Origin of the sequence: Streptomyces sp. DT2A-34 (assembly GCF_030499515.1) — a bacterium.
Taxonomy (GTDB): Bacteria; Actinomycetota; Actinomycetes; order Streptomycetales; family Streptomycetaceae; genus Streptomyces.
In genome coordinates this window covers 5,204,570-5,220,926 of record NZ_JASTWJ010000001.1, presented here as the reverse complement: position 1 = coordinate 5,220,926, position 16,357 = coordinate 5,204,570, and the positions used below count along the sequence as shown (strand labels likewise).

The 16,357-nt window shown below is 70.9% G+C and carries 21 protein-coding genes and 1 tRNA gene; 20 read left to right on the top strand and 2 right to left on the bottom strand.

What is annotated here, in order from left to right; all coding sequences use genetic code 11:
• Nucleotides 1–69 precede the first annotated feature (69 nt).
• From QQM39_RS23215 to QQM39_RS23185, 7 genes are all read left to right on the top strand, one after another.
• Nucleotides 70–1,557, top strand: a complete 1,488-nt coding sequence (locus tag QQM39_RS23215) for an FG-GAP-like repeat-containing protein (protein ID WP_301999400.1) — start codon at nucleotides 70–72, stop codon at nucleotides 1,555–1,557.
• A 25-nt stretch (nucleotides 1,558–1,582) separates the two neighbouring features.
• The gene (locus QQM39_RS23210) at nucleotides 1,583–2,176 is read left to right on the top strand and encodes an HhH-GPD-type base excision DNA repair protein (RefSeq protein ID WP_301999398.1); all 594 of its coding nucleotides are present in this window, start codon (nucleotides 1,583–1,585) and stop codon (nucleotides 2,174–2,176) included.
• Between the two features lie 373 nt (nucleotides 2,177–2,549).
• Complete coding sequence (locus QQM39_RS23205; RefSeq protein WP_301999396.1) at nucleotides 2,550–3,230, top strand: HdeD family acid-resistance protein; 681 nt, start codon at nucleotides 2,550–2,552, stop codon at nucleotides 3,228–3,230.
• Between the two features lie 86 nt (nucleotides 3,231–3,316).
• A complete protein-coding gene (locus QQM39_RS23200; protein WP_301999394.1) occupies nucleotides 3,317–3,652 on the top strand; it encodes a hypothetical protein in 336 nt (111 codons plus the stop codon).
• A gap of 47 nt (nucleotides 3,653–3,699) precedes the next feature.
• Nucleotides 3,700–3,825, top strand: coding sequence for a hypothetical protein (locus tag QQM39_RS23195; protein ID WP_301999393.1), 126 nt, complete (start codon nucleotides 3,700–3,702; stop codon nucleotides 3,823–3,825).
• A gap of 298 nt (nucleotides 3,826–4,123) precedes the next feature.
• Entirely contained in the window at nucleotides 4,124–4,420 is a 297-nt protein-coding gene (locus QQM39_RS23190; protein WP_003999914.1) for a type II toxin-antitoxin system VapB family antitoxin, read from the top strand.
• 135 nt (nucleotides 4,421–4,555) lie between these two features.
• The gene (locus tag QQM39_RS23185) at nucleotides 4,556–5,179 is read left to right on the top strand and encodes a LytR C-terminal domain-containing protein (RefSeq protein WP_302003696.1); all 624 of its coding nucleotides are present in this window, start codon (nucleotides 4,556–4,558) and stop codon (nucleotides 5,177–5,179) included.
• Between the two features lie 124 nt (nucleotides 5,180–5,303).
• Here QQM39_RS23185 and upp read toward each other — a convergent pair whose 3' ends face one another.
• Nucleotides 5,304–5,939 (bottom strand): uracil phosphoribosyltransferase, encoded by a 636-nt coding sequence (upp, locus tag QQM39_RS23180; RefSeq protein WP_301999392.1) that lies wholly within the window; start codon nucleotides 5,937–5,939, stop codon nucleotides 5,304–5,306.
• A gap of 152 nt (nucleotides 5,940–6,091) precedes the next feature.
• Between upp and QQM39_RS23175 the strand changes: the two genes are divergently transcribed.
• The 9 genes from QQM39_RS23175 to QQM39_RS23135 all read left to right on the top strand — a co-directional run bounded on the left by QQM39_RS23175 (nucleotide 6,092) and on the right by QQM39_RS23135 (nucleotide 11,472).
• On the top strand, nucleotides 6,092–6,286 hold the full coding sequence (locus QQM39_RS23175; protein ID WP_301999391.1) for a hypothetical protein: 195 nt from the start codon (nucleotides 6,092–6,094) through the stop codon (nucleotides 6,284–6,286).
• 313 nt (nucleotides 6,287–6,599) lie between these two features.
• Nucleotides 6,600–7,130: a hypothetical protein gene (locus QQM39_RS23170; protein ID WP_302003694.1), complete on the top strand. Its 531-nt coding sequence runs from the start codon at nucleotides 6,600–6,602 to the stop codon at nucleotides 7,128–7,130.
• Between the two features lie 65 nt (nucleotides 7,131–7,195).
• Complete coding sequence (locus QQM39_RS23165) at nucleotides 7,196–7,681, top strand: nucleoside deaminase (RefSeq protein ID WP_302003692.1); 486 nt, start codon at nucleotides 7,196–7,198, stop codon at nucleotides 7,679–7,681.
• Nucleotides 7,682–7,761: 80 nt separating this feature from the next.
• A tRNA-Ser gene (locus QQM39_RS23160) sits at nucleotides 7,762–7,846 on the top strand.
• An 84-nt stretch (nucleotides 7,847–7,930) separates the two neighbouring features.
• Nucleotides 7,931–8,110, top strand: a complete 180-nt coding sequence (locus tag QQM39_RS23155; protein WP_301999389.1) for a hypothetical protein — start codon at nucleotides 7,931–7,933, stop codon at nucleotides 8,108–8,110.
• A gap of 9 nt (nucleotides 8,111–8,119) precedes the next feature.
• Nucleotides 8,120–8,413 carry a Dabb family protein gene (locus QQM39_RS23150; RefSeq protein ID WP_301999388.1) on the top strand — a complete coding sequence of 98 codons (294 nt, stop codon included), beginning with the start codon at nucleotides 8,120–8,122 and terminating at the stop codon, nucleotides 8,411–8,413.
• A 198-nt stretch (nucleotides 8,414–8,611) separates the two neighbouring features.
• Nucleotides 8,612–9,478 (top strand): RNA polymerase sigma factor SigF, encoded by an 867-nt coding sequence (locus QQM39_RS23145; RefSeq protein ID WP_301999386.1) that lies wholly within the window; start codon nucleotides 8,612–8,614, stop codon nucleotides 9,476–9,478.
• Nucleotides 9,479–9,746: 268 nt separating this feature from the next.
• Nucleotides 9,747–10,658 carry an RNA polymerase sigma factor SigF gene (locus QQM39_RS23140; RefSeq protein ID WP_301999385.1) on the top strand — a complete coding sequence of 304 codons (912 nt, stop codon included), beginning with the start codon at nucleotides 9,747–9,749 and terminating at the stop codon, nucleotides 10,656–10,658.
• A gap of 49 nt (nucleotides 10,659–10,707) precedes the next feature.
• Nucleotides 10,708–11,472: a hypothetical protein gene (locus QQM39_RS23135; RefSeq protein ID WP_301999384.1), complete on the top strand. Its 765-nt coding sequence runs from the start codon at nucleotides 10,708–10,710 to the stop codon at nucleotides 11,470–11,472.
• Between the two features lie 35 nt (nucleotides 11,473–11,507).
• On the opposite strand, the gene QQM39_RS23130 is transcribed toward QQM39_RS23135, so the two are convergent.
• Nucleotides 11,508–11,702, bottom strand: a complete 195-nt coding sequence (locus QQM39_RS23130) for a hypothetical protein (protein ID WP_301999382.1) — start codon at nucleotides 11,700–11,702, stop codon at nucleotides 11,508–11,510.
• 205 nt (nucleotides 11,703–11,907) lie between these two features.
• On the opposite strand from QQM39_RS23130, the gene QQM39_RS23125 reads away from it, so the two are divergent.
• The 4 genes from QQM39_RS23125 to QQM39_RS23110 all read left to right on the top strand — a co-directional run bounded on the left by QQM39_RS23125 (nucleotide 11,908) and on the right by QQM39_RS23110 (nucleotide 16,312).
• A complete protein-coding gene (locus QQM39_RS23125; protein WP_301999381.1) occupies nucleotides 11,908–12,357 on the top strand; it encodes a MarR family winged helix-turn-helix transcriptional regulator in 450 nt (149 codons plus the stop codon).
• A gap of 23 nt (nucleotides 12,358–12,380) precedes the next feature.
• Complete coding sequence (locus QQM39_RS23120) at nucleotides 12,381–14,897, top strand: MFS transporter (RefSeq protein ID WP_301999380.1); 2,517 nt, start codon at nucleotides 12,381–12,383, stop codon at nucleotides 14,895–14,897.
• 107 nt (nucleotides 14,898–15,004) lie between these two features.
• Nucleotides 15,005–15,832 carry a YceI family protein gene (locus QQM39_RS23115; protein WP_301999378.1) on the top strand — a complete coding sequence of 276 codons (828 nt, stop codon included), beginning with the start codon at nucleotides 15,005–15,007 and terminating at the stop codon, nucleotides 15,830–15,832.
• Between the two features lie 9 nt (nucleotides 15,833–15,841).
• Nucleotides 15,842–16,312 (top strand): PPOX class F420-dependent oxidoreductase, encoded by a 471-nt coding sequence (locus QQM39_RS23110; RefSeq protein ID WP_301999376.1) that lies wholly within the window; start codon nucleotides 15,842–15,844, stop codon nucleotides 16,310–16,312.
• The last annotated feature ends 45 nt before the right edge of the window (nucleotides 16,313–16,357 follow it).

Here is a 16,357-nt window from a genome sequence, read left to right as displayed (position 1 = left end):
TGGGCGTACAACCGTTCGTGCGCCTGGTGCGTCAAGAGGGGCGTCTGTCGCACGAGTCGAGGAGCCCCTTTGCGCAGAGCAGTCACGGCCGCCGCGGTACTCACCGCGTCCGTCGCCGTCACCCTCACCCCCGTGACGTCCTCCGCCGCCGCCCCCTTCAAGGGCGCCAACACAGCCGCTGTGCAGGACGACTTCAACGGTGACGGCTACCGCGATCTGGCGGTCGGCGCGCCGGGCGCCGCCAACGGCACGGTGGAGGAGGCCGGTTCGGTCGTCGTGCTCTACGGCTCGGCGTCCTCGGTGAGCACCACCCGCCGCACGGTCATCACCCAGGCGACGACCGGGATCCCCGGTACCGCCGAGGAGTCCGACCGCTTCGGCAGGACGGTGGCCGCCGCCGACCTGGACCGGGACGGCTACGCCGACCTGCTCGTCGGCGCCCCGGGCGAGGATGTCGGCGACGCCGAGTCGCGGGGCTCGGTGACCGTGGTGTGGGGCGGGCCGAGCGGACTGAAGGGCGGCGCGAACATCGCCCCTCCGACCGGGTACGGCGAAGACAGGATCTACTGCCGCTTCGGCATGTCCCTCGCCGCCGGAGACATGAACGGCGACGGCGCCCCGGAGGTCGGCATCGGCTCGGGCTGCCACGTCGCGTCCTACAGCGGCCCCTTCACCCGCACCGGCCAGGCCGCCTCCCGCTATCTGGAGTGGCGGGAGAACGCCCGTGGCGTGGTGATGGGCGACGTGAACGGCGACGGCAAGGCCGAGCGCTTCTACCTGGCCGGCCCCACCGACGGCGACATCCGCGGACCGGTGACCCTCGACGCCGGCGCCCCCGGCTCCGAGGACCCTCTCGTCAACCAGGGCGTCGAGCTACCGTACGCCGACGGCCACGCGGGTCGGATCGGCGACATCAACGGCGACGGCTACGGCGACCTCGTCACCGGTATCGCGGGCGACGACTCCCACTTCAACGCGCCCACGCCGGCGGCCCGTCGCGGGGGCGAGATCCAGGTTCTCTACGGCAGCGCCCAGGGCATCACCGCCGAGCAGAAGCCGAAGGTCTTCCACCAGGACACGGCCGGTGTCCCCGGCAGCGCGGAGTGGGGCGACTGGTTCGGCCAGTCCCTGAGCGTGGGCGACGTCAACGCCGACGGGTACGCCGACGTCCTGGTCGGCTCCCCGGAGGAGGCGATCGGCTCGCGCGCCTCGGCGGGCACCGCCGTGCTGCTGCGCGGCTCCGCCACCGGCCTGACCACCACCAGGGCCGCCGGTTACACCCAGGACACGGCGGGTGTGCCCGGCTCCGTCGAGACGGGCGACCAGTTCGGCGGGACCGTCCATCTCGCCGACCTGAACAAGGACGGCAAGGCCGAGGCGGTGGTCGGCGCACCCGGCGAGAACAGCGACGGCTGCGTCTGGGTCGCCCGCGGCTCGGCCTCCGGCCCGGTCACGAGCGGCTCGGTCAACCTGTGCGGCAAGGGTGCCGGCGTCACGGTCCGGGGCATGGACGCCGGCTTCGGCGCCGCCCTCACCAGTCCTCACGTGGAGAACTGACGCCGGCCACGACATGATCGGGGTCATGGACGTCACCCTGCACCTCGCCCAGGACCCCGAGGCCGACGCACTCCTCGGCCGCAGCCCGCTCGCCGCGCTGGTCGGCATGCTGCTGGACCAGCAGGTTCCGATGGAGTGGGCGTTCAAGGGCCCCCGCACGATCGCGGACCGCCTCGGCACGGACGACCTGGACGCCCACGACATCGCCGCCCAGGCCCCGGAGGCGTTCGCGTCCCTCCTCTCCGAGAAGCCGGCCGTGCACCGCTACCCGGGCTCGATGGCCAAGCGGATCCAGCAGCTCTGCCAGTACCTCGTCGAGCACTACGACGGTGACGCCGAGCTCGTCTGGAAGGGCGTCGACGACGGCCGGGAACTGCTGCGCCGCCTGGAGGACCTGCCCGGCTTCGGCAAGCAGAAGGCCCAGATCTTCCTCGCCCTCCTGGGCAAGCAACTGAACATACGCCCCAAGGGCTGGCAGGAGGCCGCCGGCGCCTACGGCGAGCCGAAGTCCTTCCGCTCCGTCGCCGACATCACCGGCCCCGAGTCCCTGGCCAAGGTACGGGCCCACAAACAGGAACTGAAGGCAGCGGCCAAGGCAGCGAAGGCCTCCGGCAAGTAGCCCACCACCGCCCGCCCGGCCCGGGAGCGCCGGCCACGGTGATGGCCGGCAGGCGGAGCACCAGCCCGACAGTGACGATCGGCGGGGGCGCCGGCCCGACGGCAACCGTCCGGCACACGCGGCCGCGGGGCGGCTCCGGCCCGGGAGCGGCAGCCCGGCCGCCCCGACTACCCCGGCCGCCCCGGCCGCCCGCACGCTCGACATAGGGGCGCGCTGACCCGCGCCCCCTTCGCCGTACGCCTCCGACGCCGCCCCGCCCGACCAGGAGCAGCCCGGCCGCAGCCGACCGCCCCGTAAACACCCCCGCAGCAGACGTCAGTCGAGTGGACCCCTTCAGATGGCGGAGCCGGTGGCCTCGTTCGCAGCATGGAGCATGAGCGAGGCACCGACCGGCTCCCCCTACGGCCGGGACTACGACGACCGCCGGGTCCACGCCGGTCACCCACCCGGGCCCCCCGGGCCAGGGACGTCCCATGAGCCCGAGCCGCCGTTCGAGGGGCCGCTGCACGCTCTCTCCCGCGCCGCCTGGCAGATCGTTCTGCTCACCGGGGTCGCCTCCCTGGCCCTGGGCATCCTGGTCCTGGTCTGGCCGGGCGCCCCGCTCTTCGTCTCCGGTGTCCTCTTCGGCCTCTACCTCCTGATCAGCGGCGTGTTCCAGCTGGTCTCCGCCTTCGGCACGCACCGGACGACCTCGCTGCGGGTGCTGGCCTTCATCAGCGGCTCCCTGTCGGTGCTCCTCGGCCTGTTCTGCTTCCGCCGCCCGATGCAGTCGGTCCTGCTGCTCGCCCTGTGGATCGGCATCGGCTGGCTCATCCGCGGCATCACCCAGACCCTGGCCGCCGCCTCCGACAAGTCCATGCCGGCCCGCGGCTGGCAGATCTTCCTCGGGGGCATCACCTTCGTCGGCGGCATCGTGCTGATCGACTCCCCGATCGAGTCGGTCACCGTGCTCATGCTGCTCGCCGGATGGTGGCTCGTGGCGGTCGGCATCGTCGAGATCATCACCGGCCTCCGGATGCGGACGCGGGCCCGCCAGGTCCCGCACGAGCTGTGATACCCGCCGCGCCCCGGTACGCCGTGCGGGCGGATCTCACGTCCGACGCGGTGATCACCGTACGGCCGCCGGGGAGATGACCTTCCGTGAGCACCGCACGACGTCCCCTGCTCAGCCACGCCTGGCTGCGTGTCCTCGTGCTGCTGCTCGCCCTGCTGGTGCCGGGCGCGCACACGCAGGTGCACGCCGTGCCCCTGGCGGCCGGTGCCTCCGGCGCCTCCGGCGAGCTCGCCGAGCACGACGCCCTCGACACACTCCTGCGGCCCCTGGCCCGCCCCGACCGGCGCAACACCGTACGGCTGCGTCCCGCACCCCTGCCGAAGCAGGCGCCGCCCGGCGTCTCGGCCTGCCTCGCCCGCCCCGCGCCGCCCCGGCCGCCGTACGTGCCGTACATCCTGCGCACTGTGGTCCTGCGCTGCTGACAGACCCCGCGACGAGGTCAGCCGACACGACCACAAGGAGCACAGCAATGCCCACCGACCCTTACGCGGTCCTGCGCGCCCTGCTGCGCGCGGAGGCCGTACGCAACGCCCCGAAACCGCAGGTGCGGAAGGAGAACCCGCAGCAGCCCCCGAAGGAACGGGAGCGCCGCTGACGCCGATGTGGCGGAGGCGGGCCTCCTACGGGAACCCCGGCCTCCGCCACGTACCGATCGATCCCTGTCCACAGCCTGTGCACACCGCCCGCGCATCCCCGCCTCCTTTCGAGCGAATCAGGCGTTCGGCTCGGCCCCGGCCGCCGTCCGCGGCTTCCGTTCGGCGCCGTTCCGGCTTCCGATCGGGCCGCCGTTCCGCCACCCCCTCCCGGTCCGTCCCTTTTTGTCGCGTCTTTTCCAGTGCCGCACTCCGTCGCCATGGCTGCGCCCGGAAGGTCTTGACCGGTAGGCTTTCCGTGTGATCTTCAAGCGCATCGGAAACGGCCGGCCGTACCCCGACCACGGCCGGGAAAGCACCCGGCAGTGGGCGGACGTCGCGCCGCGCCCGGTCCGCCTCGATCAGCTCGTGACGACCAAGGGCCAGCTCGATCTGGAAACCCTGCTCGCCGAGGACTCGACGTTCTACGGCGACCTCTTCGCGCACGTCGTGAAGTGGCAGGGCGACCTGTATCTGGAGGACGGCCTCCACCGCGCGGTGCGCGCGGCGCTCCAGCAGCGCCAGGTGCTGCACGCGAGAGTCCTGGAACTGGACTGACCCGGGGGCCGACACCCCCACGCCCGCACAGTTGGCCCTTTCGGGTTGGACTGAGCGCCGTCGAATGATCATCTAGTAGGCATTGCCGCCCAGGAGCACTACGCTGCGCCCATGAGCATGCTGACTCCCCCTGGCATGGGCGGCCAGTACCGCATCAAGGGGGACAAGTACCCGCGGATGCGGCGCCGTCGGCGGCGCGGCAGGCTCGTCGCCGCCGCCGTCGCCTCCGTCGCCGTACTCGGCATGATCGGGTGGGGCACCCTGCAGCTCATCGACCTGTTCACCGGGGGCGGCGGAAAGGCTTCGGCAGCCGGCACCAAGGCCGGCTGCGGGACCAGGGCGACCCCCTCGGCCACGCCTACGGCCACGGGGCCACTGCCCGAGCCGGCCAAGATCACCGTCAACGTCTTCAACGCCACCACCCGCAGCGGCCTCGCCAAGCAGACCGCGGACGAGCTGAAGAAGCGCGGCTTCAAGATCGGTGACGTGGGCAACGCGACGAAGCAGTTCGACAAGAAGGTCAAGGGCACCGGGCTACTGCTCGGCCCGGACTCGGCCCTGGACACCTCGCTGCCCGTCCTCGCCACCCAGCTCGGCAACGCCGAATACCGCGCCGAAGCCGCCCGCAAGGGCACGGCCGTCGACCTGATCATCGGCGACAAGTTCAAGGGCCTGACAAAGAAGGCGGACGCCGACAAGGCGCTGACCGCACTGGCCAACCCCGAGCCGACGCCCGGTGCTTCAAAGAGGGGCTGCTGAGAAGCGCCCCAAAGGGGCGCGGGGCTGTGCCGATATGCGGCTCCGCCGCGTGGGCGCGACCAGCCACAACGAACCCGTAGCCGCCGACACACCGCACCCCTACGGCGAACAGGCGATCTGCCCCCTACTCGGCCGCGCCGTAAAGACGATCCCCCGCGTCCCCCAGCCCCGGCACGATGTACCCGTGCTCGTTCAGATGGTCATCCACCGCGGCCGTCACCACCGTCACCGGCGTCCCCGCCAGCTCCCGCTCCATCAGCTCCACACCCTCGGGCGCGGCCAGAAGCACCACGGCGGTCACGTCATCGGCACCCCGCTTGATGAGCTCCCGGATCGCCGCGACCAGCGTGCCACCCGTGGCCAGCATCGGGTCCAGCACGTATACCTGACGGCCGGAAAGGTCCTCCGGCATGCGCGAGGCGTACGTGGAGGCCTCAAGGGTCTCCTCGTTGCGGATCATGCCCAGGAAGCCCACCTCGGCGGTCGGCAGCAGCCGGACCATGCCGTCCAGCATGCCGAGACCGGCCCGCAGGATCGGCACCACCAGGGGCCGCGGGTGGGAGAGCTTGACGCCGGTGGTGTCGGTGACCGGGGTCGTGATGTCGACCGCTTCGGTGCGCACGTCCCGCGTGGCCTCGTAGGCGAGCAGGGTGACCAGTTCGTCGGCGAGCCGCCGGAAGGTCGCGGAGTCGGTGCGCTGGTCGCGCAGCGTGGTGAGTTTGTGGGCGACCAGAGGGTGGTCGACGACGTGGAGACGCATGTCCACAACAGTAACGGTGCTCGCACGCCCACCCGTCGCCCACCACCGCCCTGCTCGAGAGGGCTCCGCCCTCCCCCCTCTTGAATCCGAGTCGGCATCAAACCGCCCATCGGAGGGAAAGTGGGAGGGACGTACCCGGGGGTGGTGAGCCGATGCCTGATCCTGAGTCCCCAGCGGATCCCGCGCAGGACACGCCGGAGGAGACCGACGTCGCGCGCCGTCGGCGCCGGGACCGGTTCCTGCGGGAACTCGCCGAGGCCCGCGAACTGCGCGACCGCGTCCAGCCACGGCGCGCCAAGGTGGCCCGCCTGCGTCACGCGGTGCGTATGCGGACGTTCCGCTGGTAGAGGGAGGCGTCGGGGGAGATCCGCGGTCCGCGGGTGCGTTGCGGCGGTGGGCGTGCGTGGACACCTGGAAAAGCCGCGTACGATCCGCACGTGGCAGCAACGACTGTGCTGGTCGGTCCTTTGCGGAGGTGCTCGCGCCTCTCCCGGGACAACGCGATCAAAACTGCCGGACACAGGGAGCCGAAGACGTCCCCTGAACGCCTTGTTTCTGCCACGATTCCGAGTGGGTGGGCTCGGAGCACAGCTCTCCCCACCCCAACCTCCGCCGGGGGGACCCCCAACCGGCACGCCTATGACCAGTGGGAGAGTCACGGTGTACTTCGCCGCACTGCTCGCGCGCACCGAAGACGGGTGGGAAGCGAGCGACACAGAGCTCGACGATGTGGAAACCCTGTCGGACCTGGCCGAACTGGCCCGTGAAGCCTCCCCCGAGGACGACACGGTGCTGGTGCTCATCGAGCAGGAGGACGCCTGGTTCGGCGTCGTCCGGATCGACGGCGAGGACGACCCTCGGATCTACGTCTCGGACGCCGCCGCCGCTGCCCGCAGCAGTTACGGGGAGATCCTGCTCACCGACGAACTGCTCGGCAGGGAGCCCGGCGACGACGGCCCCGACCTGGACGCCCTCGACCTCGACGGTACGGAGGAGCCGGACGGCGACTCCGACGACGACGAGGACGGCGGCTCCGCGGAAGCCGTTCCGCACAGCCCCGTCGGCGATACCGAGATCCTCGACGACCTCGGCGTCAGCGAGAAGGAGCTGAAGGCCCTGGACGCCGACGACGCGCTGGGCGCGATCGCCGAGGCGCTGGGTGCCTCGGAGGTGCTGGAGACCGTCCGCTGACCTCGTTCGACCAGGAGTCGGCGCCCGAGGTGCCCGACCCGATACGCGACCGCTGGCGGGCCGCGATGCGGCTCGCCCTGGACGAGGCCGAACTGGCCGTCCGGGGCGGGGACGTACCCGTCGGCGCCGTCGTGCTGGCCGCCGACGGCCGGACGGTCCTCGGAGTCGGCCACAACGAACGCGAGGCGACCGGCGATCCGACCGCCCACGCCGAGGTCCTGGCGATCCGGCGGGCGGCGGCGAAGTTGGGAGGGGCGGCGCGAAGCGTCTCCGGCAAGGGCGGTGGTGGGCGACGGGCGGGCGAGTGGCGGCTCTCGGGCTGCACGCTCGTCGTCACGCTGGAGCCCTGCACGATGTGCGCCGGCGCGATCGTGCAGTCCCGGGTCGACCGGGTCGTCTACGGCGCCCGGGACGAGAAGGCCGGCGCGGCGGGCTCCCTCTGGGACGTCGTACGCGACCGGCGGCTCAACCACCGGCCCGAGGTGATCGAGGGCGTACTCGCCGAGGAGTGCGCGCAGATCCTTACCGACTTCTTCCGCGGCGGCCGCTGACCCGGTGCCGGGCTCCTGACCGGGGGCTCGTCGGGAAACGGATTTCAGAGCACGGCCGACCGTGCTGTAAGGTCTCCCTTGGTAGCGTGTCCGAGCGGCCGAAGGAGCTCGCCTCGAAAGCGAGTGTGGCGCAAGTCACCGAGGGTTCAAATCCCTCCGCTACCGCTCTCAGAAGGGCCCCGTCGAAAGACGGGGCCCTTCGTGCGATCATGTGCGGTCGATGGGGCAAAAGTGACAGGGGAGGCCGCGATGGCGGTGAATTCGAAGAAGGCCGCCGTCTATGTACTCGTGGTCTTCGTGCTCTACGTGATCATCACGGACCCGAAAGGGGCCGCCGGGTACGTCGAGATAGGGTTCGAGGGCATATCGGACGCCGCCAAGGCCATCGGCGACTTCATGACGTGGATCGCCAACAGCGGCGGCAGCTAGGGAGTACTCATGATCCGCCACCTCGTCCTCTTCAAGCTCAACGAGGGCGTCGAGCGCGACGACCCGCGCGTCGTGGAGGGCGTCGAGGCGTTCCGCTCGCTGGAGGGCAAGATCTCCGAGATCCGGCACTGGGAGCTCGGCTGGAACATCAGCGACCGCCCCATCGCCTACGACTTCGCGATCAACTCCGCCTTCGACGACGCGGCCGCCCTGCGTGCCTACGCGGAGCACCCCGAGCACCAGGCGGGCGTCACATTGTGGCGGGAGTTCGCCACCTGGGTGATCGCCGACTACGAATACTGAGCCCCAGCGCCCCGGATCCACCCGGATCCGCCCGGTCTTCCCGGAGCCCTCCGCCGGAACGGCGGGGGGCTTTCGCATGCCCGGCCCTCTGATCCGACCCCCGAACCATCCCCAACACGGCGTTATGCGGTGCTTGCACACGGTGGACATGTCTTGTGATGCTATGACCGCTTTTGACGGATGAGTTGATGTGAGTTGATGGATCACGAGGTGGAGTTGACCGTGCCGGCCAGTACTGCGCCTCAAGCCCCGGCCCAGGAGGACACTCCCGCGGACCCGCCCGCGCCCACACCGCCCCGCAGTCGCGGCGCCGACACCCGGGCGCTCACCCAGGTGCTCTTCGGCGAGCTGAAGGAGCTCCAGCCGGGCACTCCGGAGCACAACCGTGTGCGCGGGGCGCTCATCGAGGCGAACCTCCCGCTCGTGCGCTACGCGGCCGCCCGCTTCCGCTCCCGCAACGAGCCGATGGAGGACGTGATCCAGGTCGGCACCATCGGGCTCATCAACGCCATCGACCGCTTCGACCCGGACCGGGGCGTGCAGTTCCCGACCTTCGCGATGCCGACGGTCGTCGGCGAGATCAAGCGGTACTTCCGCGACAACGTCCGCACGGTCCACGTACCGCGCCGGCTGCACGAGCTGTGGGTCCAGGTCAACAGCGCGACCGAGGACCTGACGACCGCCTTCGGGCGCACCCCCACCACCGCCGAGATCGCCGAGCGGCTGCGCATCACCGAGGACGAGGTGCTGTCCTGTATCGAGGCCGGACGGTCGTACCACGCCACCTCGCTGGAGGCCGCGCAGGAGGGCGACGGGCTGCCCGGGCTGCTGGACCGGCTGGGCTACGAGGACCCGGCGCTGGACGGCGTGGAGCACCGGGACCTGGTCCGGCATCTGCTGGTGCAGCTCCCCGAACGCGAGCAGAGAATCCTGCTCCTGCGCTACTACAGCAACCTCACCCAATCGCAAATCAGTGCGGAACTCGGGGTCTCCCAGATGCACGTTTCGCGGCTACTCGCGCGTAGCTTCCAGCGGCTGCGTTCGGCGAACCGGATCGACGCGTAACCGCAAACAAGAGCGACCCGTAACCGTCCCGAGCGAATCGCTCACCAGGGCGGATCCCGACAGTTCTGCGTTGAAAGACCGTCAGACCCCCTTTATCCAGGGCGGATTCAAGTCTCACATGTCGACATGTCACTACAGCGTGTTGCCGACATGTGACATTCTTCGGGAAGCGCGTTTGCCGTGGCTTCGGCTCCGGTATTCAGGTGAAGGCTGGCGTTCCTCGATCGGAGCGTTCGCCGCGACCGTCCCGCGACCCAAAGGGGGTGGCATGTCCGCAGAACAGGGCAGCTCGAAGGTGCTCACGCTCACGAAGAGCGAGTCCGCGCCCGACGCCGCGCTCGACGATGTTCCGGCCCTTGAGGCCGTTCCGGCACCGGCCGTCCCGGTCGATGACGTCCCGGCCTGGCCGGCCACGGCGAATATCGACACCCGCACCCTCTCCCGCTCCCTGTTCCTGCGGCTCGCCACCCTGGACGAGAACAGTCCCGAGCGCGCGTACGTCCGGGACACCCTCATCGAGCTCAACCTCCCCCTCGTGCGCTACGCGGCGGCCCGTTTCCGCTCGCGCAACGAGCCGATGGAGGACATCGTCCAGGTCGGCACCATCGGCCTGATCAAGGCGATCGACCGCTTCGACTGCGAACGGGGCGTGGAGTTCCCGACGTTCGCGATGCCGACGGTCGTGGGCGAGATCAAGCGGTTCTTCCGCGACACCTCCTGGTCGGTGCGCGTGCCGCGCCGCCTGCAGGAGCTGCGCCTGGCCCTCACCAAGGCCAGCGACGAGCTCTCCCAGAAGCTGGACCGCTCTCCGACCGTCACCGAACTCGCCACCGTGCTGGGCGTCTCCGAGGAGGACGTCGTCGACGGCCTCGCGGTCGGCAACGCGTACACGGCCTCCTCGCTGGACTCCCCGGCCCCGGAGGACGACGGCGGCGAGGGCTCCCTGGCCGACCGGCTCGGCTACGAGGACACCGCCCTTGAGGGCGTCGAGTACCGCGAGTCCCTCAAGCCGCTGCTGGCCAAACTGCCGCCCCGCGAGCGGCGGATCATCATGCTGCGCTTCTTCGCCAACATGACCCAGTCGCAGATCGGCGAGGAGGTCGGCATCTCCCAGATGCACGTCTCCCGGCTGCTGACCCGGACCCTGGCGCAGCTGCGTGAGGGCCTCATCTCCGACTGACCCCTCCCGGCCTCTTCATAATTGACGGAGCGTCATCCACCATGGCCGGATGCTTCGCGCGACATGGTCGACGTGGACGACCTGGACACATGGCCGTCGGTGCGCCCTACTCGGCGCGTCGACGGCCGTCGTCTGCCTGGGCGGGGTACTGGCCGCGTGTGGGAGCGGCGGGAGCGGTGACGGCTACGTCGCCACGGGGGCGGCGGGAGGACCGCCCCGTGTCTCCGGTACGGCTGTCGCGCCGACGGGCGAGGTGACGCTGGTGCCGCTCGACGGGCCGGAGAGCAGCGGCGTCGGCGGCAGCGGTGAAGGGGGCGGTTCCGGCGATTCCCCCGGGCGGGACGGGAGCCGGGCGCCGGCACCCGCTCAGGGAACAGACCGCGAAGGGACGGAGAGTCCTGCCCGCCTCCCGAGCGGCACCCACAGCCCCGCGGCCACGCCGTCCGGTCCGGCCGCCCCGCCCAGCGGTTCACCCGCCCCCTCGACATCAGCGCCCGCGACATCCGCGCCCGCGAACCTCACCGTGAGCGACCCCGAACGGGAGCCCACCGACAAGCGCTGGTGCGAGAAGGTGACCCTCGACTTCCACAACGCGGGCGGCACAGCCGTGCGCTCCGGCACCGTCACCTTCGGCACCCACGTCATCGGCGCGCTCGGCATCGACTGGGCGACGGTCGAGTCCACGGAGGAACTCCCGGCGCCGATCGAAGCCGGGGCACGCAGGGAGAAGACCTGGACGGTGTGCGTGGACGCCTGGCGGGTGCCGCTGGGCATGCACATCGAGACGCGGGACGCCACCGTCCGATGGAAGTGACCCGGGAGTGAACCCGGAAGCGGGCCCGGCAGTGACTACTTGAGCGCCAGCCAGGCCACCGCCGCCACGATCACCACGGCGGCGATCACGCCGACGATCAGACCGATGCGCGGGCCCGAGGAGGCCTGCTGCTGCCGACCGCCCTGCGGGCCCTCGTCGACGAACGCGCGGAACATCTGGGTGCTGCCTGCGGGGTCGTGGTTGCCCTGGGGGCCCTGGGTGTTAGCCATGGCCTGAGACCCTAGCGAATCCGCCCGTTCGGCCCAAGTGGGGGCTCCCGCCCTGCACAGGGGGTCACAGGACCCACCCCACCTGCACATTTACGGTCGCAATACTTGCCTTTGCCAAGTTTTTGCGGCACGCCGAGCCCGTTCGTTTGCCTGTAGCAACCAATAACTCCTATGGTTGCCCTAAGCAACAAACGACGGAGGTGTGATGGCCCAGCAGGCGCAGTACGAGGAGCTGGTGCGCCAGTTCAGCGCCTTCGGCGCCGTGAAACGGGAGATGGGACGGACGCTGCCGTCCGACTGCCCCTCCGGTTCCGCCGCCGTACTGACGTTGCTGGCCCGCCACGGGGAGATGCGCATGAGCAAGCTCGCGGAGCTGCTCGCCGTGGACATGTCGGTCACCAGCCGCCATGTCGCCCACGTCGCCGAGCGCGGCTGGATCGAGCGCTCCCCCGACCCGGCGGACAAACGAAGCCGCATCCTCCGCCTCACCCCGGCCGGTGAGGGCCGGGTGCGGGAGATGTCCCGGCGGACCACGCAGCTGCTCGCCGAGCGGCTGAGCGACTGGACCGACGACGACGTCGCCGAACTCACCCGGCTCATGGCCCGGCTCAGGGCCAGCTTTGACGACTGCCGTACACCCGCGATCACCCAGTAGAAGCCTGTAAGAGAAGGAAGCCCATGGCAACGACCACACCAGCCGGTGTGCGGGCCCACGCCAAGCACTCGGGAGGCGCCCCCGCCGACGGCGCCCCGATGTCGCACCGGCAGATCCTGGAAGCGCTGACCGGGCTGCTGCTCGGCATGTTCGTCGCGATCCTGTCGTCGACGATCGTCTCCAACGCCCTGCCCGACATCATCAAGGACCTCGGCGGCGGCCAGAGCGCCTACACCTGGGTGGTCACCGCGTCGCTGCTGGCGATGACCGCGTCCACCCCGCTGTGGGGCAAGCTCGCCGACCTGTTCTCCAAGAAGCTGCTGGTCCAGCTGGCCCTCGTCATCTACGTCCTCGGTTCGGCGGCGGCCGGTCTGTCGCAGAACGCCGGCACGCTGATCACCTTCCGCGCGGTCCAGGGCATAGGCATGGGCGGTCTGTCCGCGCTGGCCCAGATCATCATGGCGGCGATGATCGCCCCGCGTGAGCGCGGCCGCTACAACGGCTACCTCGGCGCCACCTTCGCCACCGCCATGGTCGGCGGCCCGCTCATCGGCGGTGTCATCACCGACACCGACTGGCTCGGCTGGCGCTGGTGCTTCTACGTCGGCGTGCCCTTCGCCGTCATCGCCCTGATCGTGCTCCAGCGCACCCTGCACCTGCCGGTCGCCAGGCGGAAGGTCAAGGTCGACTGGGCGGGCGCCTTCTTCATCACCGCCGCGGTCTGCCTGCTGCTGATCTGGGTGACCTTCGCCGGTGACAAGTACGACTGGCTGTCCTGGCAGACGTACGCGATGACCGGCGGCGCGCTCGCCCTGCTGCTCGTCTTCGTGCTCGTCGAGACCCGGGCGAGCGAGCCGATCATCCCGCTGCGCCTGTTCCGCAACCGCACCATCACCCTCGCCTCGCTGGCCTCCCTCTTCGTCGGCGTCGCGATGTTCTCGGGCACCATCTTCTTCAGCCAGTACTTCCAGCTGGCCCGCGACAAGTCGCCGACCATGTCCGGCGTCATGACCATCCCGATGATCCTCGGCCTGTTCGTGTCGTCGACCGTCTCCGGCCAGGTCATCACCCGCACCGGACGCTGGAAGGCATGGCTGATCTCCGGCGGTGTCCTGGTCACCGCGGGCCTCGGCCTGCTGGGCACGATCCGCTACGACACCGAGTACTGGAAGGTCGGCGTCTTCATGGCGCTGCTGGGCCTCGGCATCGGCATGATGATGCAGAACCTGGTGCTCGCCACGCAGAACCAGGTGGCCCCGAGCGACCTGGGCGCCGCCAGCTCGGTGGTGAACTTCTTCCGCTCCCTCGGCGGTGCCATGGGCGTCTCGGCCCTGGGCGCGGTCCTCAGTCACCGGATCACGCACTACGCCGAGGAGGGCCTGACCAAGCTCGGCGTGCAGGGCTCGTCGGGCCACGGGGAGATCCCCGACCTCGACGCGCTGCCGGCTCCGGTGCGCACCGTCATCGAGAGCGCGTACGGCCACGGCGTCGCGGACGTCTTCCTGTACGCCGCGCCGATCGCCTTCCTCGCCCTCCTGTTCGCCCTGTTCATCAAGGAGGTCCCGTTGAAGACGAAGGGCGCCCTGGCCCAGGCCGCCGAGTCCGCGACTCCGCAGGCGCCGGAGGCTGCCGGGGCTGCCGCGCAGGCCGCCGCGCAGGAGCGGGTCCCGAGCTGGGCCGCCGCGTCCTCCGACACCGAGGCCGCTCCCGACGGCACCCAGAGGCTCGCCGCCGTGGCCACGGTGGCCCGTCCCGAGGAGACCACCGGTTCGTCCGGCGGCGTCCCGGTCCGCGGCTTCGTGCGGGGCGCCGAGAGTGCGCCCGTGCCGCAGGCGGCGGTCACGCTGATCTCGCTCGCCGGTCGGCAGCTCGGCCGCTCGGTGGCGCGGGCCGACGGGTCGTACGCCGTCGACGCCCCCGGCGCGGGGTCGTACGTCCTGATCGCCTCCGCCGACGGCTTCCAGCCGCAGGCCTCCACGGTCGTCGTCAACGGCGACGAGCCGGTGTCGTACGACGTCCTGCTCAGCGGTACGAGTGGCCTGACCGGTGTGGTGCGGGCCGCGCAGAACGCGCTGCCGGTGAAGGACGCGATGGTGATCGTCACCGACGTCCGCGGGGATCTGCTGGCCACCGCCGCCACCGGTGAACAGGGCGAGTTCGGCTTCGCCGAGCTGGTGCCGGGTGCCGTGACCGTCGCGGTGAACGCCGCCGGGTTCCGGCCGCGCGCCCTGCCCGTCGAGATCGGCGGCACCGGGGTCACCCGGATCGAGGTCGACCTCGAGTCGGGCGCCCAGGTCCAGGGCGTGGTCCGGGCACCGTACGGCGCGCTGGCCGACGCCCGCGTGAGCCTGGTCGACGCGGCGGGCAACGTCGTGGGCACCGCCACCACCGGCGCGGACGGGGCGTACGCCTTCACCGACCTGGACAGCGGCGAGTACACGGTCATCGCGACCGGTTACCCGCCGGTGGCGACGGCTCTGACGGTGACCGGCCGCGGCGTCGACGACCACGACATCGAACTCGCCCACCCCGGCGAGTAGCAGAACCCCGGCCCGTGGCGGGCGGCGCGCTCTGAGCGGAGGTGCGCCCGGCCACGGGCCGGTCTCTTTACGACCAATTTGTAAGTATTCGCAGGGAGTTGGACGGGATGGGACTGACCGCGAGGATCCGCACCCGGGACGGATGGGCCGTGTCGCACGCGGTCGTCACGGTGACCGACATGACCGGAACGCAGGTGCTGCGGGCGGAGGCGGACGCGGAGGGGGCCGTACGGGACGCCGATCCCCTGCCCCCGGGCGCGTACACCGTCATCGTCACCGCCGTCGGCTACGCGCCCGCCGCCGCGAGCGCGATCGTCACGGCGAGCGGACGGGCCGAGGTCGGCACGGTGACGCTGGCCCGGCAGGGCGGCACGGAACTGCCGCCACCGGGGCCCTGGACCATCGCCCCGGCGCACTCCAGCGTGGGCGCCGTCGCCCAGCACCTGGGCATCTCCAGCGTGCACGGCCGTTTCACCCACTTCTCCGGCACCATCGAGATCGCACCGGACGACGTCACCAAGTCCCGGGTGGAGGCGGCGATCCGGGCCGACTCGATCGACACGGGCAACGGCATGCGGGACGGGCATCTGAAGTCGCCGGACTTCCTGGATGTGGAGCAGTACCCCGAGATCACCTATCGGTCGACGGGGGTGACGGCGGCCGCGGGTCCGGACCGCTGGACGGTGCACGGCGAGCTGGGCATGCACGGTGTCGTACGGCCGGTGGACCTGGACCTGTCCTACCTCGGTACGGGGGCCGACCCGTGGGGCGGCACGCGGGCGGCGTTCCGGGCCACGGCGGAACTCCGTCGGGACGACTTCGCCATGAACTACAACCAGGTGGTGCAGGCGGGGATCGCGGCCATCGGTACGACACTGAAGGTGGAGCTCGACATCCAGGCGGTGCAAGGGGAATCGCTGCCCTCGGGCCTCTAGGCTGAGGCCATGGCACCGAACATCGCGACGAACACCCGAGTCTCGCTCGAAGAGTTGCTGGACTTCGTACGGCCCCGTCACCGGGCCATCCTGCTCACCCGGCGGGCGGACGGGAGCCCGCAGGCCTCGCCGCTGACCTGCGGGGTCGACGACTCGGGGCGGATCGTGGTCTCCACGTATCCCGAGCGGGCCAAGACGCGGAACGCGAAGCGGGATCCTCGGGTGAGTGTCCTGGTCATCAGCGATGACTGGAACGGGCCCTGGGTGCAGATCGAGGGTTCCGCGGAGGTGATCGACTCGCCGGAGTCCGTGGAGCCGCTCGTGGAGTACTACCGGAACATCGCCGGGGAGCATCCGGACTGGGACGAGTACCGGGCGGCGATGCTGAAGCAGGGGAAGTCGATCATTCGGGTCACGCCGGAGAAGTGGGGGCCGGTGGCCACCGGCGGCTTCCCGGCCCGCCTGGTGTCCGAGGACTAGTCACCGCCCGCCCAGCACCACTCGACGGACGGAGTCCGGCGCAGC